The sequence below is a fragment of the Sulfitobacter sp. HI0027 genome (assembly GCF_001634775.1).
Taxonomy (GTDB): domain Bacteria; phylum Pseudomonadota; class Alphaproteobacteria; order Rhodobacterales; family Rhodobacteraceae; genus Sulfitobacter.
The window spans coordinates 30,799-53,365 of record NZ_LWER01000166.1 but is presented as its reverse complement, the minus strand read 5'-3'; the positions used below and the strand labels follow the sequence as shown (position 1 = coordinate 53,365).

The 22,567-nt window shown below is 62.4% G+C and carries 22 protein-coding genes, 2 tRNA genes and 1 pseudogene; 4 read left to right on the top strand and 21 right to left on the bottom strand.

Going from position 1 to position 22,567, the window contains the following annotated elements; translation table 11 throughout:
- Both A3722_RS25300 and A3722_RS10715 read right to left on the bottom strand, forming a co-directional pair.
- Positions 1 to 473 (bottom strand): annotated as a pseudogene (locus A3722_RS25300) (transposase); the annotation flags it as partial.
- Between the two features lie 91 nt (positions 474 to 564).
- Positions 565 to 1,776 (bottom strand): bifunctional alpha/beta hydrolase/OsmC family protein, encoded by a 1,212-nt coding sequence (locus A3722_RS10715; RefSeq protein WP_067623506.1) that lies wholly within the window; start codon positions 1,774 to 1,776, stop codon positions 565 to 567.
- Between the two features lie 168 nt (positions 1,777 to 1,944).
- On the opposite strand from A3722_RS10715, the gene A3722_RS10710 reads away from it, so the two are divergent.
- The gene (locus A3722_RS10710; RefSeq protein ID WP_067623510.1) at positions 1,945 to 3,099 is read left to right on the top strand and encodes a trans-sulfuration enzyme family protein; all 1,155 of its coding nucleotides are present in this window, start codon (positions 1,945 to 1,947) and stop codon (positions 3,097 to 3,099) included.
- Between the two features lie 80 nt (positions 3,100 to 3,179).
- Here A3722_RS10710 and ligD read toward each other — a convergent pair whose 3' ends face one another.
- From ligD to A3722_RS10655, 11 genes are all read right to left on the bottom strand, one after another.
- On the bottom strand, positions 3,180 to 5,639 hold the full coding sequence (ligD, locus tag A3722_RS10705) for a DNA ligase D (protein WP_067623513.1): 2,460 nt from the start codon (positions 5,637 to 5,639) through the stop codon (positions 3,180 to 3,182).
- A complete protein-coding gene (gene ku / locus A3722_RS10700; RefSeq protein ID WP_067623516.1) occupies positions 5,639 to 6,475 on the bottom strand; it encodes a non-homologous end joining protein Ku in 837 nt (278 codons plus the stop codon). The genes ligD and ku overlap by 1 nt, the downstream gene beginning before the upstream one ends.
- A gap of 11 nt (positions 6,476 to 6,486) precedes the next feature.
- On the bottom strand, positions 6,487 to 7,434 hold the full coding sequence (locus A3722_RS10695; protein WP_067623518.1) for a YihY/virulence factor BrkB family protein: 948 nt from the start codon (positions 7,432 to 7,434) through the stop codon (positions 6,487 to 6,489).
- 78 nt (positions 7,435 to 7,512) lie between these two features.
- Positions 7,513 to 8,784: a DUF3618 domain-containing protein gene (locus tag A3722_RS10690; RefSeq protein ID WP_067623521.1), complete on the bottom strand. Its 1,272-nt coding sequence runs from the start codon at positions 8,782 to 8,784 to the stop codon at positions 7,513 to 7,515.
- A complete protein-coding gene (locus A3722_RS10685) occupies positions 8,774 to 9,172 on the bottom strand; it encodes a phage holin family protein (RefSeq protein ID WP_067623525.1) in 399 nt (132 codons plus the stop codon). The genes A3722_RS10690 and A3722_RS10685 overlap by 11 nt, the downstream gene beginning before the upstream one ends.
- Positions 9,169 to 9,786: a hypothetical protein gene (locus A3722_RS10680; protein WP_067916121.1), complete on the bottom strand. Its 618-nt coding sequence runs from the start codon at positions 9,784 to 9,786 to the stop codon at positions 9,169 to 9,171. Before A3722_RS10680 ends, A3722_RS10685 begins: the two co-directional genes overlap by 4 nt.
- A gap of 283 nt (positions 9,787 to 10,069) precedes the next feature.
- On the bottom strand, positions 10,070 to 10,870 hold the full coding sequence (locus A3722_RS10675) for a lytic murein transglycosylase (RefSeq protein ID WP_067625783.1): 801 nt from the start codon (positions 10,868 to 10,870) through the stop codon (positions 10,070 to 10,072).
- 96 nt (positions 10,871 to 10,966) lie between these two features.
- The gene (locus A3722_RS10670) at positions 10,967 to 11,197 is read right to left on the bottom strand and encodes a hypothetical protein (RefSeq protein ID WP_067625781.1); all 231 of its coding nucleotides are present in this window, start codon (positions 11,195 to 11,197) and stop codon (positions 10,967 to 10,969) included.
- An 83-nt stretch (positions 11,198 to 11,280) separates the two neighbouring features.
- Positions 11,281 to 11,871, bottom strand: a complete 591-nt coding sequence (locus A3722_RS10665; RefSeq protein WP_067625778.1) for an exopolysaccharide biosynthesis protein — start codon at positions 11,869 to 11,871, stop codon at positions 11,281 to 11,283.
- Between the two features lie 141 nt (positions 11,872 to 12,012).
- Positions 12,013 to 13,419 carry a type I glutamate--ammonia ligase gene (gene glnA, locus A3722_RS10660; RefSeq protein WP_067625776.1) on the bottom strand — a complete coding sequence of 469 codons (1,407 nt, stop codon included), beginning with the start codon at positions 13,417 to 13,419 and terminating at the stop codon, positions 12,013 to 12,015.
- A gap of 49 nt (positions 13,420 to 13,468) precedes the next feature.
- Entirely contained in the window at positions 13,469 to 13,807 is a 339-nt protein-coding gene (locus tag A3722_RS10655; protein WP_067266338.1) for a P-II family nitrogen regulator, read from the bottom strand.
- A 211-nt stretch (positions 13,808 to 14,018) separates the two neighbouring features.
- On the opposite strand from A3722_RS10655, the gene A3722_RS10650 reads away from it, so the two are divergent.
- Complete coding sequence (locus A3722_RS10650) at positions 14,019 to 14,873, top strand: NAD(P)H-hydrate dehydratase (protein WP_067625773.1); 855 nt, start codon at positions 14,019 to 14,021, stop codon at positions 14,871 to 14,873.
- Here the strand turns inward: A3722_RS10650 and A3722_RS10645 are convergent.
- Entirely contained in the window at positions 14,870 to 15,391 is a 522-nt protein-coding gene (locus A3722_RS10645; protein WP_067625769.1) for a Hint domain-containing protein, read from the bottom strand. The two genes, A3722_RS10650 and A3722_RS10645, sit on opposite strands and share 4 nt — an antisense overlap.
- A gap of 134 nt (positions 15,392 to 15,525) precedes the next feature.
- On the opposite strand from A3722_RS10645, the gene A3722_RS10640 reads away from it, so the two are divergent.
- Positions 15,526 to 15,609 (top strand) — tRNA-Leu (locus A3722_RS10640).
- Positions 15,610 to 15,659: 50 nt separating this feature from the next.
- Here the strand turns inward: A3722_RS10640 and A3722_RS10635 are convergent.
- From A3722_RS10635 to A3722_RS10605, 7 genes are all read right to left on the bottom strand, one after another.
- A complete protein-coding gene (locus A3722_RS10635) occupies positions 15,660 to 16,589 on the bottom strand; it encodes an AEC family transporter (RefSeq protein WP_067625766.1) in 930 nt (309 codons plus the stop codon).
- Between the two features lie 62 nt (positions 16,590 to 16,651).
- Complete coding sequence (locus tag A3722_RS10630) at positions 16,652 to 17,461, bottom strand: MBL fold metallo-hydrolase (protein WP_067625796.1); 810 nt, start codon at positions 17,459 to 17,461, stop codon at positions 16,652 to 16,654.
- Positions 17,461 to 18,267: a TatD family hydrolase gene (locus A3722_RS10625; protein WP_067625763.1), complete on the bottom strand. Its 807-nt coding sequence runs from the start codon at positions 18,265 to 18,267 to the stop codon at positions 17,461 to 17,463. The genes A3722_RS10630 and A3722_RS10625 overlap by 1 nt, the downstream gene beginning before the upstream one ends.
- Before the next feature lie 13 nt (positions 18,268 to 18,280).
- Positions 18,281 to 19,393: a DNA polymerase III subunit delta' gene (locus tag A3722_RS10620; RefSeq protein ID WP_067625760.1), complete on the bottom strand. Its 1,113-nt coding sequence runs from the start codon at positions 19,391 to 19,393 to the stop codon at positions 18,281 to 18,283.
- 47 nt (positions 19,394 to 19,440) lie between these two features.
- Entirely contained in the window at positions 19,441 to 20,085 is a 645-nt protein-coding gene (gene tmk, locus A3722_RS10615) for a dTMP kinase (RefSeq protein ID WP_067625757.1), read from the bottom strand.
- Positions 20,082 to 21,272 carry a D-alanyl-D-alanine carboxypeptidase family protein gene (locus A3722_RS10610; RefSeq protein ID WP_067625754.1) on the bottom strand — a complete coding sequence of 397 codons (1,191 nt, stop codon included), beginning with the start codon at positions 21,270 to 21,272 and terminating at the stop codon, positions 20,082 to 20,084. The genes tmk and A3722_RS10610 overlap by 4 nt, the downstream gene beginning before the upstream one ends.
- Positions 21,273 to 21,294: 22 nt before the next feature.
- Positions 21,295 to 22,212 carry an SPOR domain-containing protein gene (locus A3722_RS10605; protein ID WP_067625793.1) on the bottom strand — a complete coding sequence of 306 codons (918 nt, stop codon included), beginning with the start codon at positions 22,210 to 22,212 and terminating at the stop codon, positions 21,295 to 21,297.
- Positions 22,213 to 22,459: 247 nt separating this feature from the next.
- Between A3722_RS10605 and A3722_RS10600 the strand changes: the two genes are divergently transcribed.
- Positions 22,460 to 22,549, top strand: a tRNA-Ser gene (locus A3722_RS10600).
- The last annotated feature ends 18 nt before the right edge of the window (positions 22,550 to 22,567 follow it).

The following is a 22,567-nucleotide window of genomic DNA, read 5'->3' as shown; positions in this document are numbered from 1 at the left end:
GGTCACGCGGCTGATCAAGTCTGGCGAAACTTGCAGGCCATAGACGTCCTCAAGATGAGCACGGATGTCGCGGACGGTCAGACCGGCGGCGTAAAGCCCGATAATCTTGTCATCCATCCCATCAATGCGGGTCTGCCCCTTCTTCACCAGTTCAGGCTCGAAGCTGCCGTCTACTACCCGGCAGGCGATTGCAAAGCAATCTGCCGAGAGGGCCGGTCCCGCGGCACAGCGATAGGCAGTTCGCAGTCTTGCCCCTTCAATCTCTTGGCAGATGAGCCGTTGCGACGGTTGGCCTGATCAGGCGGGGCATCCTTGCCGTCTTCATAGCCCAGATGTGCCGTCAGCTCAGCACCGAGCATCCGCTCCATCAGCTTGATCTTGAGCTCTTTCATTAGCCCGGCATCGCCAAGCAGGTCTTCAGGCCGCTCGCAGCCCTTCAGTAGTTCGCCCAGCAGTTCCTTGGATATGGTCATCGTCCTTGCTCCTCTCAGGAAGCATGGACCAGTTCGCAGTTACACAAAAGATCGGACACTCTCTTGGGCCGGGATGGTAAACCTGTTGTAGCTAAAGCAGTTCGGTCAGCACCGTCGAACTCCGCTCCAACGTCCGATGCACCGGGCATTTATCCGCGATCTCCAACAACCGCTGGCGCTGTTCCTCACTCAAATCCCCTTCTAACCGGATACGCCGCCGCCACGTGTCAATCTTCTCCGCAGCCCCGGTGCCCGCGTCCTGCGCATGGACCTTGTCATGGCAGACATCCACGCTGACACCCGTCAGCGGCCAGCCCTTGCGCCGCGCATACATGCGGATCGTCATTGACGTGCAAGCGCCCAAGCCCGCAGACAAAAAACCATAGGACGACATGCCGCGATTGGTGCCGCCATAAGCCATCGGCTCATCCGCCAAAGCGTGGTGGTGGGGGCCTGCGTTCACGTCTTGCAAGAACCCATCGGCGTCGGCTTCGGTCACGCGCACGATCCCCTCCGGCGCGCCGGGGGGCGGGGCGGGGGATTTCAGCGTCATATAGCGATCCGCCCATGTGGCGATGATCTCTGCCGCATATTCGGCATCGCCCGCGCGGGTGATGAGGTGGTCGGCATCGTCCAGCGTGACAAAGCTTTTGGGATGTTTCGCGGCCAAGAAAATCTGGCCCGCGTTGTCGATGCTTACAATCTCATCGCGCGGGGCATGGAGCACCAGCAGCGCGGCTTTCAACTTGGCGATATCAGGGGCGAGGGTGGCGCCCTGCACATCGTCGATAAAGCCCTGACTGATGGTGAAAGGCCGCCCGCCAAGATTGACTTCGGCGCTGCCATTGGCCGAAATCTCGGGCAGGCTCTCGGCAAAATTATGGGTGACATGGGCCGGATCGAAGGGCGCGCCGAGTGTGGCGACCGCTTTGACATGGGCCAGTTGCGCTGCGGCTTTCAGCACCGCCGCTCCGCCCAGAGAATGACCGATCAACAGCGCAGGCGCCATGTCGCGGCTCGATAGATAGCTGCAGGCAGCGATCAAGTCGTCGACGTTGGAGGAAAAAGACGTGTTCTCAAATTCACCGCCCGAATGGCCCAGCCCGGTAAAATCAAACCGCAGCACGGCGATGCCCATCGCCGCCAACCGCCCGGCGATACGCCGCGCGGCGGGGATGTCCTTGCCACAGGTAAAGCAATGCGCAAACAGCGCGGTCGCCAGATGCGGCCCTTCGGGCATGTCCAGCCGGGCGGCCAGTTCCGTGCCATCCGGGCCGGGGAATGTGATACGTTCAGTGGCCATGGGGCGCTCCAGTTTGGGGTGCGTCAAAGGTGACATGTTCTGCCGGTGGATCAAGGGCCGCGGCTCTCTGCTCACCCAAGCGTTACGTGAAAGCACTGGCCGTGATCCCATTTGCCCCGGCTTGTTGCTTTGTATACCACTTGGAAAAACATCTGTTGGAGAAACCACTTGGCACAGCCTCCCAAATCGCAATTGCACCCTGCCACCATCGCGGCCCAAGCCGCGGGCGCCGTCGATCCCGCCTCGGGCGGGGTGGTGCCGCCGGTGCAATTTGCCACCACCTATCTGCGCGATGAGAACTACGAACTGGTCAATCCCGACAACGTCTATCTGCGCTCTCACAATGAAAACACCCGCGTGGCGGAGCGTATTCTGAATGCGCTCGAAGGGGCCGAAGGGACGTTGATCTTCCCCTCGGGCATGGCGGCCATCGCGGCGGTCTTCCGGACCGTGCCCAATGGCGCGAGCGTGGTGGTGCAAAGCCAGATTTACTGGGGCACGACGAAATGGATTCGCGATTTCTGCACCCGTCGGCAGATTGCGCTGCATGAGGTGGACGCGAGCGATCTTGATGCCTTTGCAGCACTTTGCAGGGCCGAAAAGCCTGACCTGTGTTTGATCGAGACCCCTTCGAACCCATGGCTGCGGATCACCGATATCTCTGGGGCCGCCGCCGCCGCGCATGAGGTCGGCGCGACGCTGGTGGTCGACAGCACGGCGGCCTCGCCCGTGCTGAGCCACCCGCTGGAGCATGGCGCGGATATCGTGATGCATTCGGCCACCAAGGGGATCAACGGCCATTCCGACGTTTTGGCCGGCTCGCTTGCCACCAATGACGCAAGCGCGCCGCGCTGGCAGATGATCCGAGATGACCGGAACGAGGCAGGCGCGGTGATCGGCCCGATGGAGGCGTGGTTGCTGGCGCGCGGCATGCGCACCCTGCCGCTCAGAATGCGCGAGATGTCTCGCAATGCCATGACATTGGCGGAGTTTCTGGCGGATCATCCGCAGGTCGAACAGGTGATGTATCCCGGCCTGCCGGACCATCCCGGCCACGCCCTTGCTGCGCAGCAGATGAGCGGGGGCTATGGCGGGCTGTTGTCATTTGTCGTCAAAGGCGGGGCGGGAGCGGCGCTGAAAGCGGCAGGGCGGTTGGAGCTTTTCCACCGCGCCACGTCGCTTGGCGGGGTGGAAAGCCTTGTCGAGCATCGCCACACGATTGAGCCGCACACCGGGATCCCCGAAGGGCTGCTGCGGCTCTCGGTCGGGATTGAGGATGTCGAAGACCTTGGTGCTGATCTGGGGCAAGCGCTCGGCCAGTAACCTCATTGGCCGCGGGCCTCCGCGGCCAATCTCGCCCGAGGCACGATGTTGTGCCCGTCCCGGTGCGCGAAAGATAACCGCTAGCTTTCAGACCAAGCCTGCAGCTTCTTGATCACCCCATCGGTCAGCGATTGCAGATCGTCTTGCACCGCCAGCGCGGGGCAGGGCCGATCCAGCCGCGCGGCGATATCGCCCATGCGGAACCCGTTGGCATTGTCGAGGTTTTCCAATTCCTCCCATGTCACCGGCACGGCGACCGGCGCACCGGCGCGCGCGCGCAGGGAATAGGGCGCGATGGCCGTAGACCCGCGTTCGTTGCGCAGCCAATCGATGAAAATGCGGCCCTTGCGCTTGGCCTTGGACATGGTCGCGACATAGCGATCAGGGTTCTGCGCCGCCATGACATGGGCAAAGGTCTTGGAGAACAGCTCGACCGTCTCCCATCCGCGTGTCCGGCGTAAGGCCAGCCAGACGTGCACGCCCTTGCCGCCGGTGACGATGGCACCCGACTGCAGGCCCAGAGCCGCCAGCGCGTCGCGCAGCTCAAAGGCTGCCGCGCGGACGTCGGGCCAGTCCAGCCCCTCATCGGGGTCAAGGTCAAAGACCAGCCGGTCGGGGCGGTCCAACCGGTCGACCCGCGCGCCCCAGATATGATATTCCAGACTGCCCATCTGCGCCGCCGCGATCAGGCTTTTGGGCCGCGTGGCATAGAGGTAATCCGCTGCATCGCCATCGCTTTGTTCAATCGACACCCGCGACAGCGCATCAGGCATCCCGCCACTGTCGTGTTTTTGAAAGAAACATTGCCCGTCGATCCCCGAGGGGCAGCGGAACAGCGACAGAGGGCGATGGCCCATGAGTTCAATCATGCGCGGGCCGACACGCGCGTAGTGCCGCGCCACGTCACCCTTGGTGCAACCGGCGTCGGGGAAAACCTTGCGGTCGGCGTTGGTGATCTTCACGCCGCCGATCTTGCTGTCATCGCCCATCTTCGGCTCCTCCTGCGGTTCCTCCAATGTCACTTGGGCGGCGTCCTTGTCCTGACGCAGGCCCAGAAAACTGCCGTGGCGGATCACGCCATCGGCGGTGAACTCGGTAAAGTCGACCTCGGCCACCAGATCGGCCCGGACCCATTTCGCATCCCGCGCAACCTCGGCTGGCACGTCGCTGGCGGGCGGGGTTTTGCGGGCGGTCATGGCACGGGCAAGATCGGCCATCACCGCTTCGGAAAACCCCGTGCCGACACGGCCTTTATAGCGTAATTCACCCCCCTCATGACTGCCCAACAGGAGCGAGGCAAAGGCGCGGCCCTTTTTGTCAGAGGGGGAATAGCCGATGATGACGAATTCCTGCCGCCGGGTGCATTTGACCTTGAGCCAATTCTTGCTGCGTCTGCCGGAGTAGGGCGCGTCGATACGTTTGCTGATGATCCCCTCGGCCCCGGCTTTGCACGCGCGGTCAAAGACTTCGGGGCCATGACCCACAACATGTTCGCTCAGCCGCAATGGCCCGCCCGCTGGCACGCCGGAAAGCAACTTTGCCAGACGCGCGCGGCGGTCTTTTTGCGCCTCGCTCCGGAAGTCATCGCCATCAAGCGACAGCAAATCGAAAGCGTAAAAAACCAGCGGATGCCCCTCTTTCAGCGCTTTTTGCAGCGATGAAAATGCAGAGCCGTTGATCTTGGCCGCCATGACTTCTCCGTCCAGCAGGGCGCGGTCGCAGGGCAGCGGATCAAAAGCATGACCAAGTCCGTTGAATTTGTCGGTCCAATCCTTGCCCGAGCGGGTATAGAGCCGCGCACCGCCCTTGCCGAGAGAGACCAGACAGCGGTAGCCGTCAAATTTCGTCTCATGCATCCAATCCTCGCCCTCGGGCGCGTCGGAAACGAGCGTGGCAAGCTGTGGTTTGACAAAGCTGGGGTTCTTGCCCCTGCGCTTGGGCTCTGGGTCCACGACATCTTTCGCGGGGGCATCCTTGGCGATTTCCGCCATGGTGCGGCCTGTGGTGATCGACCGGGCGGTGCCCTTGGTCAGCCCCTCTGGCACATCGCGGGCATAGTCGTCGCGTTCCTTGATCAGCAGCCAGTTCTCCCGCTTTTCCTGGCCCCGCATCCGCACCAGTGTCCAACCGCCCTGCATCTGTTGGCCTTGCAGCGTGAATTTGAGCTTGCCGTCCTTCAACCCCTTGGCGACATCGCCCTGCGGCATCCAAGTGCCCCGGTCCCAGAGCATCACCGTACCGCCGCCATATTGCCCCTTTGGGATCGTCCCTTCGAACCCGCCGTAGTCAAGCGGGTGATCCTCTGTCCGCACGGCAAGACGCTTTTCGGATGGGTCGGGAGAGGGGCCTTTGGTGACGGCCCAGCTTAGCAGCACCCCCTCCCATTCAAGACGAAAGTCATAGTGCAGGCGGGTTGCGTCATGTTTTTGGACAACGAAGCCTTGGCCCCCGCCGCTGCCGATCTGGCCACGGGGTTCGGCTGTCGTCTCGAAATCACGCTTGGCGTTATAATTGGCAAGCCTGTCGGGGGATTTGGCCATCACGAGGCCTTCTTGCGCGGCGCCTTCTTCTTGGCGCCGGATTTACCGCCCGCTTCCTTCAGGCTCTCTTTCAACGCGCCCATCAGGTCTATGACATTCTCGCCCTCGGCAGGGCCGTCATCCCCGGTTTGCACGCGCGGGGTTTTCTTGTTCTTCACCTTCGCATCCAAAAGCTTTTGCATCGCCTCGGCGTATTTGTCGGTATAGGCGGAGGCGTCGAAGGGGGCTGTTTTCTTGTCGATCAGCGATGTCGCCACATCGAGCAGGTCTTTGTCAGTCTTCTCATCTTCGATATCGGTGAAAATCTCATCCGCTTCGCGCAATTCATCGGCGTAGTGCAGCGTCTCCATCAGCAGCCCGTCGCCACAGGGTTTGACGCAGGCCAGATATTCTTTGCCGCGCATGGTGACCTGCCCCAAACCGACCTTGCCCGCTTGGCGCAGCGCGTCGCGCACCACGCGGTAGGCATCTTGGGCCAGATCGTCAGAGGCGGTGATGTAATAGGGTTTGTCAAAATATAGCGGAGAGATTTCGCAGGCGTCGACGAATTGCACCAACTCAAAGGTCTTTTTTGTCTCCAGCTTGATCTCATCGACCTCATCAGGATCGAGCAGGATATATTCGTCGCTGCCGACCTCATAGCCTTTGACGATATCCTCGGCCTTGACCGGCCCGATGCCGGGCACGGATTTCTCATAGCGCACCCGCTTGCCCGAGGGTTTGTGAATCTGCCGAAAAGAGACCTTGGAACTGGTCTTGGTGGCCGAGAATATCTCGACCGGGATCGACACCAACGACAGGCGAAGCTGACCTTTCCAGAGTGCGCGCGGTGCCATTGGGTCCCCTCCTATTTACCCTTGGCGCGGCCCAGCCTGTCGGCCTTTACCGCGTCGCGGTGGCCCATCGGTTCTTCTGGACCGGTGGTGCTGTCCTTACGGGTCTGGGCTTCCATTTCGGAGTTGAACTCGGCCCCCAAGAGCACGATGAAGGCCGAAATCCACAGCCACATCAGCAGGATGATCGCCCCGGCCATGCTGCCGAAACTCTCGTTATAGCTGCCGAAGTTGCTGACGTAGATCGAAAAGCCGACAGAGGCGACGATCCACAGGATGCAGGCGATGACAGAGCCGGGGGTGAGCCATTTCCACTCTGCATCATCGCGGGCGGGGCCATAGCGGTAAAGCACGGCCAGCGCGAGCGTTGTGAGCGCGGCAAGCAATACCCAACTGCCATAGGTAAGCAAAGTCTCAACCCAATCCGGCAGGGCGAGGAAGGCGACTACCGCAGGCACCGCCAGTGTCGCGGCAAGACCCAAGAGCAGCACACCGATCAACATCACAGTGAGGCCCAGTGTCCAGATCAATTTGGTGACGAAACCACGGGTTTCATTCTCATCATAGGCCACGTTGAGACCTTCCATCAGGCTGCCAACGCCCTTGGAGGCAGAGTAGAGCGCAAGACCCAGACCGATAAGAAAGGCCCAGCCGAGCCCCGTCTCTTCCGATCCGGTCACAGCAACGGCCTGATCGAGAATGATGGTGGCGGCTTCTTTGGGGATGAGGTTTGTCAGTGCTTCAAGCTGGGCGGTGACCTGAGCAGGCTCCATCACCAGCCCGGCCAGCGCCATCAGCGCGGTAACAGCGGGAAAAATCGCCAGCAGCGCATAAAAGGCGACACCGGCGGCAACGAGCGACACGTGATCGGCGGCGATTTCGTCCTTGACCCGAAACAGGATGTCTTTCCATCCGGGGGCCGGTATCTCCATCGGCGTTTCCGCTTCACGTCCGCGCGCCATAATCGTACCTCTGACTTGCAATTATTGTCGTAAAAAAGGAGCCCACCCCCGGATGCCGGGAGCGGGCAATGGTATCGCTTAGCTCTTCACGTCGCCGAGCTTTTGCTTGTCGGCTTCGTTTTTGGCAGCATCTGCAACGCGCTGACCGCTTTCCTTGGCCTTTTTCACGGCGGCGTCGGCGGCGGTCTCTTCGTCGGCTGCGGCGTCGGCGTTGGCTTTCGTCTCTTTCAAGACTTTACCTGCCTCATCCGTCGCGGCCTTGGCCACTTTGCTCAGCTTGTCACGCTCTTCCACATAGATACGCTCGGCTTCGTTAAAGAGCGCATCGCTGTGCTCGCCCAGATAGGCGTCTTCGGTGCGGCTGCGGGGCAGGGCGGCACCGATGGCGGCACCCACTGCGAGAGCCAATGCACCAGCGACCATCGGATGCTCTTCGAACATGTCCGAGGCACGCTCACCGCCCTGACGGGCATAGCGGCCACCGGCATTCCACGCATCGACGGCACGAGCACGGGCCATCACGATGCGCTCACGCGCTTCGGCGGTCATGTTCTCGGTGCCTTCCGACAGACGGTCGCGCAGCACATGGGCGCGCTCGTTGGCAGCATTGGCGCTGTCACGCACGCTATGGGCGGCGCCACTGGCGGTGCTGCGGATGCTGTCTACGGCAGAGCTTGCACCATAAGACGCGCGGTCACGGGCATAGCGGGCACCGCTGGCAACCGACGACCCGGCAGAGCGGGCACGACCAGCAGCCGAGCTTGCAGCGCCTTTGACGCTACCGGCGGCGGAGCCTGCGGCACCGGACACACCACTCGCGGCGGAGCCTGCGGCCCCCTTTACGCTACCAGCGGCAGAGCGGGCACGGTCGCCCAAGCCACGGCTGTCATCGTCGTCATGGTGCACGTCACGAGCCCATGCGGGTACATTGTCACCTGTGCCTCGCTCGGAGCCATAGCTGGACGCGTAGGCGCTTGCAGGGGCTGAAGAGCGGCGTGCGTCGCGCACGGCGGGACGGTTTTCGGTGTTGGTCACCGGCACCGGCACGGGATGTGCGCGGTCGCGGTCCAGCCCTTCGTAGCCACGGCGGTCACGGCTGTTGCCGCTGCCGAACATCATCCACGCCAGACCAGCACCCGTCAGCGCCAGAGCAACTGGGTTGCGCTTGGCCGCGTCAGAGATGGAGCGACCCCAGTCGCCGCCATGTTCGCGGAACTGGTCAGAAAACTGACGCGCGATGCCTTCGACCGAGAAGCGGTCTTGCAAATCGTCCAGCGTGTCGGCCAGACCGGCGCGCTCCCGTTCGATTTCGCGTTCAATTTCTTCGGGGTTTCTGGAGTCATTTGTCATCGTAGACCTCCTTCATGGTTGCTGCGTCACGCTTGACGTTTTTGGCGGTGCGGGTCGGCGCAAGGCTGCTGAGTTTCAGATCATTGGTGCCTTTCTGGACCATCACATAGGCGACGATGGCCAGAAGAACGCCGACGATCACGGCGGACCAGCCAGCGGCGATGCCAGCTTCGGTCAGGGCGGCGACGAGAGCGGCGCTCAGCACATTCAGTGCAGTGAGGGCCACGACAACGGCGCCGACGATCAGCCCAATGGCCACGCCCGCATGTTTCAGGTTCTCGTTCACTTCGGCGCGGGCCAGATCGACCTCTTTGCGCATCAGGGAACTGACGTGGGAGAGTGCTTCGGTCAGCAGGCTCCCGGCGGATTTATTGCTTTCGGTGGTCATGCTTTCTCTCCTGTTACGACGTTGGGCGCGGCAGGCTGCGGGGTCGGCTGTGCGGCGGTGCGGCCGGGCACGGTGCTTGCGGCGCCTGTGGGCGGCGTGCCGGGCATGGGCCGGTCGATACGGTCGTCGTCGTCATATTCGACGCCGCTGCCGCCATAGCCGCCCTGAGGCCGGTCGCTGGACGCTTTGGCAAAGCGGGTCGCCACAAAGCCCAGAAGGGCAGCGCCACCAAGGAAGACCAGCGGGTTGCGCTTGGCAAAGCCATTGAGGTCGCCCATCATCTCGCCCAGATCTTTGTCGCGCATCGTGTCGGAAACATCGGCAAGGCCATCGGCGAGTTGGCTAAAGCTGCGCTCCTGCGGGGAACCGCTGCGCAGCTCATCGGCTGCGGTGCGCAATGCGGATGCGAAGCCTTTGACTTCGTCGGCGGCGGTGTCACGCGCTTGGTAGGCATAGTTGGTAGCTTCGGCAGATACAGTGTCGGCCACGTCCCGGGCCTGTGCCTTGGCGCTCTCGGCAGCACTGCTGGCGGCAGCGGCGGCTTTGTCTTTTGCAGCGGTCGCCTGCTCTTTTGCGGCGGCGCTTTGGGTCTGTGTGTTTTTGTCGTCGGGCATGGTGACCTCCTTTAAAATACGAGATTCAGGATCGCGAGAACGACCACGATCAGGCCGATGAGGTAGAAAATTCCGTGCATGGGTCCCTCCATTCGTCTGCAGTAATTATCTTATCTACAGTCCAACGACTGACGCTGCGGGCGGTTCCCCAGACGGGCCAAAAGATTGCAGGGAACCCGTTGACCTGTGGGAATTAAACGGGCTCAGAGGCCCGCCGAGCCCACAAACGCAAGCGGCGCGCCCCAAGGGGACGCGCCGCGGCTTAACAAAGGTTAAGTGGCTCTTAGCCGTCGATGCGGCTGGCCATGATGGCGATGGCCTTTTGATAGACGCCCGCCGCGTTCCATGCCTGAATGACGCGGAAGTTCGGCTGCCCCTCCTGATAGCCAGCCCCCGGCTGCCAGCCTTTCTGGCGCAGGAAATTGGCGGTCGAAGCCAGCGCGTCGACTTCGTTATAGAAATCCACGCGGCCGTCACCATTGCCATCGACACCATAGGTCAGCGCGTTGCCGGGCAGGAATTGGGTGTGGCCAAGCTCACCGTGTTTCGCGCCTTGGGTGTTGGGCGTGATCGCGCCGCGGTCCACCAGCTTCAAGGCACCGATGGCATGGGGCACGAAAAAGTCGGAGCGGCGGCAATCATAGGCCAGCGTGGTGATCGCCGAGACGACCGCGCTATTGCCCATGAAACCGCCAAAGCCTGTTTCCATCCCGTGAATCGCCAGCAAAACCCCCGCGGGCACGCCATAGCGCTGCTCAAGCGCGTTAAAGAGCCCCGCGCTGCGGGCTTTACGCTTGCGGCCTTGGGCTACAATCGTATCCGCGCCACGCACCTGCATGAACTTGGACAGGGAATACTTAAAGGATTTCTGGTTCCGGTCAGCGGCGATGGTCCCATTGGCGTAGCGGGCGCTGGCCAAGGCATCCAGTCCGCGCTGGCCTACTCCGGCGGCGCGGGCCTCTTGGGCGAAAGCGCCTTTCCAGGCCTCAAAGCCATTGGCCGTATTGCCGCATTGGGCTGCCAATGCGGGCGCGGCCATAAAGGTGCAGATGGCCGCGGTGGTGGTGAAAAGTGATTTGAACATGAGTTTGACCCTCTGCGTCTGTGTGCCGATCAGAGGTTAGCCCATATGGACAACGGTTCAACTGAGTTGAAGAAGGAAAGGTAAAATCTTTGACCCTCAGCGCGGCAGCAGGGCGCGGACATATTCGATCGCAGTGCCTGCCCAGGCATTGACCTGCGGGGCACTATCTTGGGCAAAACTCGCCCCGCCGAACAGCAAAGCGAAGGTCACCAGAAACATCAGCCCTTTTCGGCTGCGTTTGGCGCGGCGGTGCTTGCCTTCCGCGCGTTTTGCGCGCTGTTCAATGCGGGTCAGCCGCTCGTTGAAGGTCGTCGTGGAAGTCGCCATCTTATCTGCTTCCTTTGCAGGGTCTCGTTAAAGATTGCTTAGGTCCTGTGGCCCTTTTATGGCGATGGTGGGGCGGGTTGCGGTCAGCCGCCCAGAAAATAGGACGCGCCCGCAAATCCCGCGATACCCGCCCCAATAAAGGCCAGCAACATCAGCAGGCCGTCACGGTAGAGCAGCGCCAGCCCGAAGATTGAGATCACGATCATCGGGGCCGAGGTGGCAAAGGGCACCACCTCAAGCGGCGGGACGGAGAAGCAAAGGCAAAGGATGACGACACAGGCGACCTTTTGACCGGTGGGGCCCGCAAAGCGGGACAGCCGGGCATGCAACTTGTCGTCGATCCATTCGGACACGGGCCGCAGCCACTCAACCGACTTTAACACCTTTTCGGATTTCAGAGATCGTTCGCGCAGCCAGTTCGGGGCCCAAAAATGCTCATAGCCCAGCAGCAGCCGCAACGCGAGGATGCCGACCAACAGCGCCAGAACGGTTGGGAAACCGGGAATGCCGCCCAAGGGGGTAAGCTCCATCAGCGGAATGACAGCAAGGGCAGGGCCGTAGCCCCGTTGGTCTAGCGCGTCGATCAATTGGCCGACTTCAACGGTGTCTTTCCCCTGGGAGGCGTCTTTCAGCTCGTCAACAACATCCGTCAGCGCCGTTGAATCCTCGGCCATGATCCGCACCCCTCTCTCGCTGCTCTGCCAAGCCAACGCGGCACGGGAGGCTCTGTTCCGGGGGGGGGGGCCATGCAAAAGGGCGCGGAATGAACCGCGCCCTTTCTAATTTCTCCAATCGCCCGGTAGGGCGGGGATGGATCAGCAGCTGTAGTACATGCCGAATTCGACGGGGTGTGGGGTCTGTTCGAATTTCAGAACCTCTTCCATCTTCAGCCCGATATAGCCTTCGATCTGGTCGCGGGTGAACACGTCACCGGCCAGCAGGTAGTCCATGTCCTTGGACAGTTCGTCCAGCGCTTCGCGCAGCGAACCGGCCACTGTCGGGATGTCCGCCAGCTCTTCTGCGGGCAGGTCATAGAGGTTCTTGTCCATCGCCTCGCCCGGATCGATCTTGTTCTTGATGCCGTCAAGGCCAGCCATCAAGAGGGCCGAGAAGGCCAGATAGGGGTTCGCCGCCGGATCGGGGAAACGGGCCTCAACGCGCTTGGCTTTGGGGCTTTCGGTCCATGGGATACGCACGCAGCCCGACCGGTTGCGCGCGGAATAGGCGCGCAGAACGGGGGCTTCAAAACCCGGGATGAGACGCTTGTAGCTGTTGGTCGTCGGGTTGGTGAAGGCGTTGAGCGATTTGGCGTGGGTCAGAATGCCGCCGATGAACCACAGCGCTTCTTGGCTGAGGTCGGCGTATTTGTCACCTGCAAACAGCGGCTTGCCGTCTTTCCAGATCGACATGTTCACGTGCATACCAGAGCCGTTGTCGCCAAAGATCGGCTTGGGCATGAAGGTGGCCGACTTGCCATAGGCATGAGCCACGTTGTGGACCACGTATTTGTATTTCTGGATTTCGTCCGCCTGCTCGGTCAATTCACCAAAGATCAGACCCAGTTCGTGCTGGCAGGACGCAACTTCGTGGTGGTGCTTGTCGACCTTCATGCCAAGGCGCTTCATCGTCGAAAGCATCTCGGCGCGCAGGTCTTGGGCTTCGTCCACCGGGTTCACCGGGAAGTAGCCGCCCTTGAGGCCCGGGCGGTGACCCATGTTGCCCATTTCATAATCGGTGTCGGAGTTCCACGAGCCGTCGGATGCGTCAACTTCGTAAGATACCTTGTTGATCTGGTTCGAGAACTTGACGTTGTCGAAAAGGAAGAACTCGGCCTCGGGGCCAAAGTAGGCATTGTCGCCGATGCCGGAGGAGCGCAGATAGGCTTCGGCTTTTTCGGCGGTGCCGCGGGGGTCACGCTCATAGCTTTCGCCGGTGTCTGGCTCGGCGATGGAGCAATGCAGACAGATCGTGGTTTCTGCATAGAAGGGGTCGACATAGGCGGTGCTGACGTCGGGCATCAGCTTCATGTCGGAGGCTTCGATGCTTTTCCAACCTGCGATGGACGAGCCGTCGAACATGAAGCCTTCTTCGAGGAAATCTTCGTCGACCAGATCGCTTACGATGGTAACGTGCTGCAAGGCGCCGCGGGTGTCAGTGAAGCGGATGTCGACATATTCGATGCCTTCATCTTTGATTTTGCTCAGGAATTCCTGGGTATCCATCGTGTAGGTCCTTTATGGTCTATTCGTAGTCTGGGCCCGAAGGCCGATGTCAAAGTGCGTCTGAACCGGATTCACCGGTACGGATGCGAATTGTTTGTTCTACAGGGGAAACGAAGATTTTGCCGTCACCGATTTTCTCCGTTTTGGCGGCGTCGACGATGGCCTCAATAGCGGCATCGACCTGATCGTCATCCAATACCACTTCCACCTTCACTTTGGGAAGGAAATCTACGACATATTCCGCACCACGGTAGAGTTCGGTGTGGCCTTTTTGACGGCCGAAGCCTTTTACTTCAATCACGCTGAGGCCTTGAACGCCCACATCTTGAAGGGCTTCTTTGACTTCGTCGAGTTTGAACGGCTTGATGATGGCTTCGATCTTTTTCATAGTATTCCCCTGACAATTCCCGCGCATTTATGCTCTGGTTTCGACAGAGCATCCTGCCCGCGTAACGTCCAGCGCCGGGCAGGGGGTAACATGGCGCGGCGGATGCATTTGCCAAGGGGCGCTGAGAATTTGGGCGCTACGCCTAAAAAATAGGCGGTGATGAATCGGACTCGGACTGTACCTTCGTGTGGTGCTTGCTAGAACCCTATGCATGACCATTTCCGAGATCACCCGCGAGAGCCTTGATGTTGCACTGTTGCGCAAGCAGCCGGGGCATAAATACGACCATGGTCATGCATTGATCCTGTCCGGCGGGCCGGGCCGGACAGGTGCCGCACGGATGGCAGCGCGCGCGGCACTGAGGATCGGCGCCGGGGCTGTGACATTGGGCGTGCCGCCCGCGGCGCAGCTTGAAACAGCGATGCAGGTCACGGCGGTCATGCTGCAAAGGGTGCCGGATGGCGCGGCGTTGTCGGAGGCGTTGAAAGACAGGCGGATCAACGCGCTTTGTCTTGGTCCCGCCTTGGGATTGGGGGCACGTGCGGCGGAAATGGTCAAGGCCGCCCTTGCCGCGCCCCATGTTGTTCTGGACGCCGATGCGATCACCCTACTGTCACAAGACGCTGATCTGCGCGCCGCCCTTCACCCCGGTTGCGTCCTGACCCCCCATATGGGAGAGTTCGCCCGGCTGGCCCCCGATTTGGCGGAGGCCGCCAAGGCTGAGGGGCAGGGCGCCAAAGCGCAGGCCGCCCGGGATGCGGCCGCGCGATTTGGGTGCGTGATCTTGCTGAAAGGGCCCGAGACGATGATCGCTACACCAGAGGGGGATCTGCGGCGTCACCGTGCGACCCAAGACCGCGCGACGCCGTGGTTGGCCACTGCGGGGGCGGGCGATGTGTTGGCGGGGCTTATTACCGGCATGCTCGCGCGGGGGATCGCACCGGTAGAGGCGGCCACCCTCGCCACATGGATGCATGCGCAGGCGGCGTTACAGCATGGGCCGGGGTTGATTGCTGAGGACCTGCCGGACGTGATGCCACAGGTGTTGCGCGACTTGGGGGTCTAAGCGGCGTGCAGCACTGCGCCGCGGGCGCGGGCGGCATCGGCGGTGCCAAGCTCAAGCCCATCGGCATAGATGATATGCGGGCCGTTGCAGAAAATCTGGATCAACGTCGTCTCTTCCTCACCCAGATCGGTGATGAATTCCTCGTCGACCAATGCGCGCGCTGCGACCAAGGCGCGTTCGGAGTTGAAAAGCGCCCGCGCGCGCCAATCGCGCACCAGCAGCATCTGATCCCCGGCGAGTTGTACATCGCGTTCGGGCCGCGTGTGGCCCAGCGATCCTGCCGCCAGCGCGATGCGCCGCACCTTGCGGGTCGTGCGTTGAATATGAAGGATTTTGGCAAAGCCACTGTCGCGCGTGATGACCCGATCCCCGACCGAGAGGAACTCAACCGGGATTTCACCGTCCAGCGTCAGAATTAGGGCGCCCTGCACAAGACCGGTGTCCAGCGCAGCAAATGGGGAAAACTGCCCCCCACGGCGATCGTTGTCGCCTACGCACCCGACCGTATTCGGTTTCATGGGCGTCTCTTTCTATTGTACCTGCCTCAGGTATCACCAACCATATGCAAACATCTGGTTAATGTCTTGTGCTTTTTTGCTCTCGCATCTGCCGCGCGGGTTTGCTAATCAGCGCGGGCACCGGTTGGTGCAGTGCGGGTGTGGCGGAATTGGTAGACGCACCAGATTTAGGTTCTGGCGCCTATGGCGTGGGGGTTCGAGTCCCTTCACCCGCACCACCTCCCCTCCTAAATGACGGATATTGAAGGCTTTTCGCGGACGCTTTCGTTCAGCCCAGAACCGTCAACCAAAGCCATACCGTCAAGATCGAACTGCCCGTCGCGATCAGCACCGAGCTTGCCGCGACACGGCGCGCGCGGCCGTACATATTGGCGAAAATATAGGCGTTGAACCCCGGTGCCATGGCCGCCGTCAGCACGCCGGACCGGAAACCGGCCTCCGGCAGGTCAAACATGGTGCCAAAGCTCCAGACCAGCGCGGGATGCACCAACAGGGCGATGGCGCAGACCATGAGGATCGCTTTCATGTCGCCTTCGGGCTTGTATTGCAGCAGCACCCCGCCAAGCGCGAACAGCGCCGCGGGCAGGGCGGCGCGGACGATGAGCGACAGCGCGTCATCCACCACACCGGGGATCGGCAAGCCGCTGAGGTTGACGGCAAATCCACCAAGAATCGCAATCACCAGCGCGTTGCGGAACATCGCGCGGCTGACATTGCGCAGCAACGACAGGCCCGATTGCCCGCGGTTGCGCACGAATTCCATCACCGTGATGCCCAAACCATAGCAAAAGGGCGCGTGGAACGACAGGATCGCATAGTTCCCGGCCAGCGCCTCGGGCCCATAGGCGCGTTCGGTGATCGGCAGGCCCAAGAGGATCGAGTTCGAAAACAGGCAACAAAACCCGATCGCCACACTGTCCTCCCAATCGCGGCGGAAGAGCACCCGCGCGCCGAGGATGCCAAGTGCAAAGCACAGCGCCGCACCGCCGTAGAAACTGCTCAGAAGACGCGGATCATAGCTGCTGGAAAGGTCAATGCGGGCAATGGCTTGGAACAACAGGCAGGGGATGGCGAAATTCTGGGTGAATTTCATCACCCCGTCGATGCCAGAGACGGGGAACAGCCCGCGCCAGACCGCCACGTAACCAAAGCCGATGACCAGAAAGACCGGCAGAATAACGTCTAAAAGAGTTTGCACTTAAAAGGGGCCTTTTGGGGGCGCGGCGGGGCGCCGACCCTTAGGCCCGCGCCCGGCGTTGCCTAATTTGAATGGGGAAGCGGGAAATGAAGGGTCAGCCCGTCATAGGCCGGTTGAATATGATCCGGCGTTTCTGCGGCGACGGTGCGGTAATCAAGATCGTTATGCATATTGGTCAGAACGGCGGTTTGTGGGGCCACGCGGGCGACCCACTCCAACGTCTGTGCCAAATGGCTATGGGTCGGATGCGGGTCACGGCGCAGCGCATCGACGATCCAGCAGCGCAGGTTATCCATCATCGGCCAGCAGTCCTCGGGAATGGCCGAGACATCGGGCAAATAGACGATATCGTCAAAGCGAAAGCCAAGCGCGTCGATATTGCCGTGGGTCACGGTAAAGGGCGCGAATTCGAGCGTGCCGCCGGGGCCGTCGATGCGGACTTCGCCGGTGATATCATGCATGTCGAGAATGGGCGGATAGCTCGACCATTCGGGCTGCACGAAGGCATAGCCAAAGCGCTCAATCAGCGCGTCCCGCGTGGGCGCATCGGCCCAGACCGGCAGCCGCGCGCGCATGTTCATCACCACCATGCGCAGGTCATCCAGGCCGTGCACGTGGTCCGCATGGGCGTGGGTGTAGATCACCGCATCAAGCCGCCCGACGCCCGCGTCGAGAAGTTGGCTGCGCATGTCGGGGGAGGTGTCGATCAGAACGGTGGTTGTGCCCGCATCCGTCACCCGCTCCACAAGGATCGAGCAGCGGCGGCGGGCATTCTTGGGTTCATTCGGGTCGCAGTCCCCCCAGTGGCCGCCGATCCGCGGCACGCCCCCGGAAGAGCCGCAGCCCAATATGGTCACCCGCAGGTCAGCCATCAGCGCGCGGGCTCCCAAGCGGCGGCTTTCGTAAAGAGACGCTCGAAATTCGCCTGCGTGCGGGCCGCGAAATCGGCGTAGTCGAGGCCGAAGGTCTCAGCCGCGCGCCGGGCGGTATGGGCGGTGAAGGCAGGCTCATTTGGCTTGCCCCGATGCGGGGGCGGCGCGAGGTAGGGCGCGTCGGTTTCCACAAGGATACGGTCGAGCGGGGCGGCGGCGAAAATATCGCGCAGCTCCTGCGATTTGGGGAAGGCGGTGATGCCGGACATCGACAGGTAGAACCCCAGATCAAGCGCAGCACGCGCCAGTTCAGCGGAGGAGGAGAAGCAATGCATGACACAGCAATAGGCACCTTGCGCATGTTCCTCGCGCAGGATGCGGGCCATGTCGTCATCCGCATCGCGGGCGTGGATGATCAACGGCAGGCCACTTTCCCGCGCGGCCGCGATATGGATGCGGAGGGAGGTCTTTTGCACCTCCGCACTCTCGGCGGTGTAGTGGTAATCAAGGCCGGTCTCACCGATGCCGACCATCTTGGGGTGGCGGGTCAGGGCGAGCAACTCATCGACCGAGGCGAGCGGCTCTTCGGCGGCGGACATCGGGTGGGTGCCCGCGGCGTAGAACACCGGATCATGCGCTTCGGCAATTGCCCGCACGCTCGGCTCGTTCTTCAGCCGGGTGCAGATGGTAACCATCCGTGTGACGCCAGCTTCACCTGCGCGGGCGATGACGCCGGGCAGGTCGGCGGCAAGGCTCTCGAAATCGAGGTGGCAATGGCTGTCGGTGATGTGGGGCGTGTCGGTCATGCTGTCCTTTCGGCTATCGCGGCGCCGTCTGGCCTATCTGCCGCAGGGTATCTAGGACCAGCGCGGCAGGGTCAAGGTTCACCGCCAGCCCGTGGCGGGCGCGGTCGGATATCTGTTGCGCGGCATCGGCCCAAGCGCGGCCCTGTGCGGGACTGGGCGAGAGACGTTGCAGCACGGCGATCTCATCGGGGCAGGCGGCTCGCGCAGGCGGCGCACCAGTGGCCCCGGTACGTGCCAGACGGACCAACAGCAGGTCGAGCAGGGTAAAAAGCAGGTCGAGCTTGGCTTCGGCCCCGCGCTGTGCTGCGGCTTCGGCCAGCTTGATGGCGCGGCCCCGGTCGAGTTGCGGCAGCGAAGAGATCAGCCCCACAAGATCGGCATAGGTTTTGACCCCGCCCATCAGCGACAGGCGCAGCGCGCCGCCGACCGACCCACCGGAAAGCTCGGCCAGCGCTCCGGGGTCGCCCTCGACCTCCACCCCCGAGCCGGCCAACGCCTCGGCCATCTGGTCCGCGTCAAGCGTGCCAAGCCGCAGCGTCCGGCAGCGTGAGCGGATGGTGGGCAACAGGCTGGAGGGTTGATGGCTCAGCAGCAGCAGGATCGCCCGCTCTGGCGGTTCTTCCAGCATCTTGAGCAAGGCATTGGCGGCGTTGGGGTTCATCTCATCCGCGTCGTCGATGATGACCACGCGGCGGCCCCCGTCGGCGGCGGACATCTGGAAGAAGCCGTTCAAAGCGCGGATGTCATCGACGACGATCTGCTTGCGCATTTTCTTTGTGTCGGGGTTCAGCGTGCGGGTGACGGATTTCAGCCCCGCTTCGGCCCCGGCGGCCACGCGGCGGGCGACAGGATGCTCGGGGTCGATCTCAAGCGTGTCAGTCGGGGGCAGATCGAACATGCCGCCATCGGGGTCGGGCGTGGCCAAAAGGAACCGCGCGATGCGCCATGCCAGCGTCGCTTTGCCCACACCGCGCGGGCCGGTCAGCATCCAAGCGTGGTGCAACTTTCCGCTGTTAAAGGCGTCGAGAAAGGCAGCCTCGGCTGCGCTTTGGCCGATCAGGTTCGGCGTGTCGCGCGGGTGGCGGGCACCTTCCACACGGTCTGGCTGGGGGGCGTCGTCTGTCATGGTCTCGGTCTAGCATGTTTCGCCGCAGAGGGAAGCGGGCAGGGCGATCACCCCAAATGGGCGGTCACGGTCGTGGTCACATCACGCGCAACGCTGTCAATATCGCGGCCCCCGTCGATCACTTGGAAACGGTCGCTGAATTCTTCGGCAAGGCTTAGAAAACCGGCCCGCATCTTCGCTTGGAGTTCCACGCCGAAATCCTCAAACCGCTCCTCCGCCGTCTGGCGCGAGAGGGCACGCTCCAGCCCATTGGCCGGGTCCATGTCGATCAACAGGGTCAGGTCAGGCTCTACGCCGATCATCAGCGCATGCAGATCGTCCACCATCTGCCGCAGATCACCGCGCGACAGGCCCTGATACATCCGCGTGCTGTCAGCAAAACGGTCGCAGATGACGATCTTTCCTGCCTCCAGGGCGGGGCGAATGGTCCGCTCCAGATGGTCGCGGCGGGCGGCGGTGAAAAGCAGGATTTCGGTCTGAGCCGACCAGCGGTCGGGATCGCCTTGCAACACCAGCGCGCGGATTTCCTCGGCCCCCGGGCTGCCGCCCGGTTCGCGGGTCAGCACCACATCACGGCCCTGCGCTGTCAGATGGTCTGCCAAAAGCCGCGCTTGGGTGGATTTGCCGGACCCGTCGATGCCTTCGAACGTCACGAAGAGGCCCGGCGCGCGGGCCTTCTCTGCGCTGGTCACGAAGCTTCCGCTTCCACGTCAGGGGTCGCCTGCGGCCCCGCGTTAAGGCGGTTCATCAGATGCAGCGCGGCGGCGGTCATTTTAACCATGAACCCCCCCGGCGCGATGGAGGCGGAGGCCACCAGCGGCACACGCATGGCGGGCAATTCGCCCCGGTCGACCACCAGTTCGCCCAATTCGTCGCCCTTGCTGATCGGCGCTTGGAACGGGCCGGTGTAGATTACCTCGGCTTCGATCTCATCCCCGCCGGTGACGGGCACGAGCATCGACAGATCGTCCTTCAGTTCCAGCCCGACCGATTGGGTCGTGCCAAGGGCCACAGGCGCCTCGGCGATACGGCTGCCCGCCGCGCCCAGATCGCGCTGTGTGAACTGACGGAAGGCCCAATTGACCACCGATTCAGCCTCCTGCGCGCGGGCAGCGGCGCTGTCGAGGCCCGACAGCACAAAGATCACCCGGCGGTCCCCCTGTTTGGCAGAGCCAACAAGACCATAGCCCGCTTCATTGGTGTGCCCGGTCTTCAGCCCATCAGCGCCGATGCCGAGACCCAGCAGAGGGTTGCGGTTGCTCTTGTTCTGTGGCGCGCGGCCATCGAAGGCGAACTCGCGCTCGGCAAAGAGCGGGTAGAACTGCGGGTAGTCCGAGATGATCCGGTTCGCCAGCAGACCGAGGTCACGCACCGACATCAGATGCCCCGCCTGCGGCCAACCGTTGGAGTTGGCGAAGGTCGAGTTGGTCATCCCCATCTGCTGCGCGCGCTGTGTCATCAGCCGGGCAAAGCCGTATTCCGTGCCATCTGGGCTCAGCGCCTCGGCGATCACGGCAGAGGCGTCGTTGCCCGAGAGCACGATGATGCCTCGGATCAGGTCTTCGACAGAGACGCGGTCGGTGGTGTCGAGAAACATGGTCGAGCCGCCATAGGACATGGCATGTTCGGACACGGGCAGTTTTTCGACAAGGTCGAGCCCGCCGTTCTGCTTGCCGCGTTCCACGGCCTCAAAGGCCATGTAGAGCGTCATCAGCTTGGACATCGACGCTGGCGGCAGCGGCTCATCCGCGTTTTTGGCCAGCAGTACGGTGCCGGTGGTCTGGTCCAGCACATAGGCGGCGGTGGCGCGGGTATCGAAGGCGGCGGCAGGCTGGAACGTCAGCACCAGCGCCACGGCGGCAGCAAAAAGGCGGATCATAGGAAGCATTTCCTCCGGTTTGTCAGTTCGACACGGCGTAGGCGTCGGTAAAGCCCTCAGCTTTGACCTTCTTGAGAAGGGCGTCGAGTTCGGATTGGCTGGTGGCGGGGCCGATCACCACGCGCCAGAAGGGTTTGTTGTTGATCGCGCTTTGCTTGACGGTGGGCACCATGCCGGCGCCGCGCATCTGTTTGGCGGTGCGGGTGGCATTGGCCTCAACGCTGAAGATGCCCAGTTGCACGAAGGGTTTGGACAGTTTGGCACCGCTCGCCGTTCGCGCCGGTTTCGGGGCCGCAGGGACTGGCGGTTTGGCCGCCGGGGTGGTGCTGGCTGTGGCGGTGGCCGCAGAATTGGCCGCTGTGCTGGCCGACGCCGTCGCGGCAGGCTCCAACGCCGTGGCCGTCACGGGGGCAGGGGCGGCAAGCGTGCCCGCAGCATCGCCGGTGTTTTCCGCCTCAAAGCTTTCCTCAGAGGCGGCGCTTTCCTCGCGGCGCAAAGCGGTCACGTTCAGCGGGGCCGGGGCGCCCGCCAGAATGCCAAGTGCTGCGGCAGCGTCCGAGGAAATCTGCAATTTCGGGCCGGGCAGTTCCCGCTCACGGCGGAACAGCGCGCCGATCACGAATTTGCCGTTGGCCTCATTGCGCACGATTACGCGCTCAGGTTCGGTTACGTCCGGGTGCGCGACCCAGACACCGCCAAGCGAGGGGCGACCGTCCCACAGACCCTCATCCGTGGCCGAGAACACTTCAGGCGCTTCGACATCGCGCTCGACCAGTTTGGTCGAGGTGCTGCGCGGGGCGCTGGCACCCTCATTCGCGCCGAAGGGAAGTTTGAAATCGCCGCCTTCACAGCCAGCCAGCAAACCAAGCGCCAGAATGCCCACGCCCAAGCCCGCTGCGCGGCTTTTCTTGATGCGCAACGGTTGATTGTCCCTGCTCATGCCTTCGATGTCCTTGCCTGCTGTCGTCGCGCGCCGCGACCCATGTCCCGCGAGAATGTCGCGCCGTTGGATCGGCACGCCCTTCGCCCCCCTGAAAGGGGCTTTGGCGCAGAGTAACCCGACCGAGCGGCCCTTGAAAAGGCCGCGCAGGGCAGATCGGCGAATTTCCCCAAGGGGCAGCAGGGGTCTGGCCGCGAAAATGTGCATTTGCCGAATCAATCAGGGCGCACTAGGAGGAGCGTGCTGCGGAGGAGTGGCAGAGTGGTCGAATGCACCGGTCTTGAAAACCGGCGTGCGTGAGAGCGTACCGTGGGTTCGAATCCCACCTCCTCCGCCACCACATTCATAGCGCGGC

What these genes read in the sequence shown, in the direction of transcription:
- A3722_RS10715 (WP_067623506.1), bottom strand. Translation starts at nt 1,776, where the DNA reads ATGGCCACTGAACGTATCACATTCCCCGGCCCGGATGGCACGGAACTG.
- ligD (WP_067623513.1), bottom strand. Translation starts at nt 5,639, where the DNA reads ATGGCCAAATCCCCCGACAGGCTTGCCAATTATAACGCCAAGCGTGAT.
- ku (WP_067623516.1), bottom strand. Translation starts at nt 6,475, where the DNA reads ATGGCACCGCGCGCACTCTGGAAAGGTCAGCTTCGCCTGTCGTTGGTG.
- A3722_RS10695 (WP_067623518.1), bottom strand. Translation starts at nt 7,434, where the DNA reads ATGGCGCGCGGACGTGAAGCGGAAACGCCGATGGAGATACCGGCCCCC.
- A3722_RS10690 (WP_067623521.1), bottom strand. Translation starts at nt 8,784, where the DNA reads ATGACAAATGACTCCAGAAACCCCGAAGAAATTGAACGCGAAATCGAA.
- A3722_RS10685 (WP_067623525.1), bottom strand. Translation starts at nt 9,172, where the DNA reads ATGACCACCGAAAGCAATAAATCCGCCGGGAGCCTGCTGACCGAAGCA.
- A3722_RS10680 (WP_067916121.1), bottom strand. Translation starts at nt 9,786, where the DNA reads ATGCCCGACGACAAAAACACACAGACCCAAAGCGCCGCCGCAAAAGAG.
- A3722_RS10675 (WP_067625783.1), bottom strand. Translation starts at nt 10,870, where the DNA reads ATGTTCAAATCACTTTTCACCACCACCGCGGCCATCTGCACCTTTATG.
- A3722_RS10670 (WP_067625781.1), bottom strand. Translation starts at nt 11,197, where the DNA reads ATGGCGACTTCCACGACGACCTTCAACGAGCGGCTGACCCGCATTGAA.
- A3722_RS10665 (WP_067625778.1), bottom strand. Translation starts at nt 11,871, where the DNA reads ATGGCCGAGGATTCAACGGCGCTGACGGATGTTGTTGACGAGCTGAAA.
- glnA (WP_067625776.1), bottom strand. Translation starts at nt 13,419, where the DNA reads ATGGATACCCAGGAATTCCTGAGCAAAATCAAAGATGAAGGCATCGAA.
- A3722_RS10655 (WP_067266338.1), bottom strand. Translation starts at nt 13,807, where the DNA reads ATGAAAAAGATCGAAGCCATCATCAAGCCGTTCAAACTCGACGAAGTC.
- A3722_RS10650 (WP_067625773.1), top strand. Translation starts at nt 14,019, where the DNA reads ATGACCATTTCCGAGATCACCCGCGAGAGCCTTGATGTTGCACTGTTG.
- A3722_RS10645 (WP_067625769.1), bottom strand. Translation starts at nt 15,391, where the DNA reads ATGAAACCGAATACGGTCGGGTGCGTAGGCGACAACGATCGCCGTGGG.
- A3722_RS10630 (WP_067625796.1), bottom strand. Translation starts at nt 17,461, where the DNA reads ATGGCTGACCTGCGGGTGACCATATTGGGCTGCGGCTCTTCCGGGGGC.
- A3722_RS10625 (WP_067625763.1), bottom strand. Translation starts at nt 18,267, where the DNA reads ATGACCGACACGCCCCACATCACCGACAGCCATTGCCACCTCGATTTC.
- A3722_RS10620 (WP_067625760.1), bottom strand. Translation starts at nt 19,393, where the DNA reads ATGACAGACGACGCCCCCCAGCCAGACCGTGTGGAAGGTGCCCGCCAC.
- A3722_RS10610 (WP_067625754.1), bottom strand. Translation starts at nt 21,272, where the DNA reads ATGATCCGCCTTTTTGCTGCCGCCGTGGCGCTGGTGCTGACGTTCCAG.
- A3722_RS10605 (WP_067625793.1), bottom strand. Translation starts at nt 22,212, where the DNA reads ATGAGCAGGGACAATCAACCGTTGCGCATCAAGAAAAGCCGCGCAGCG.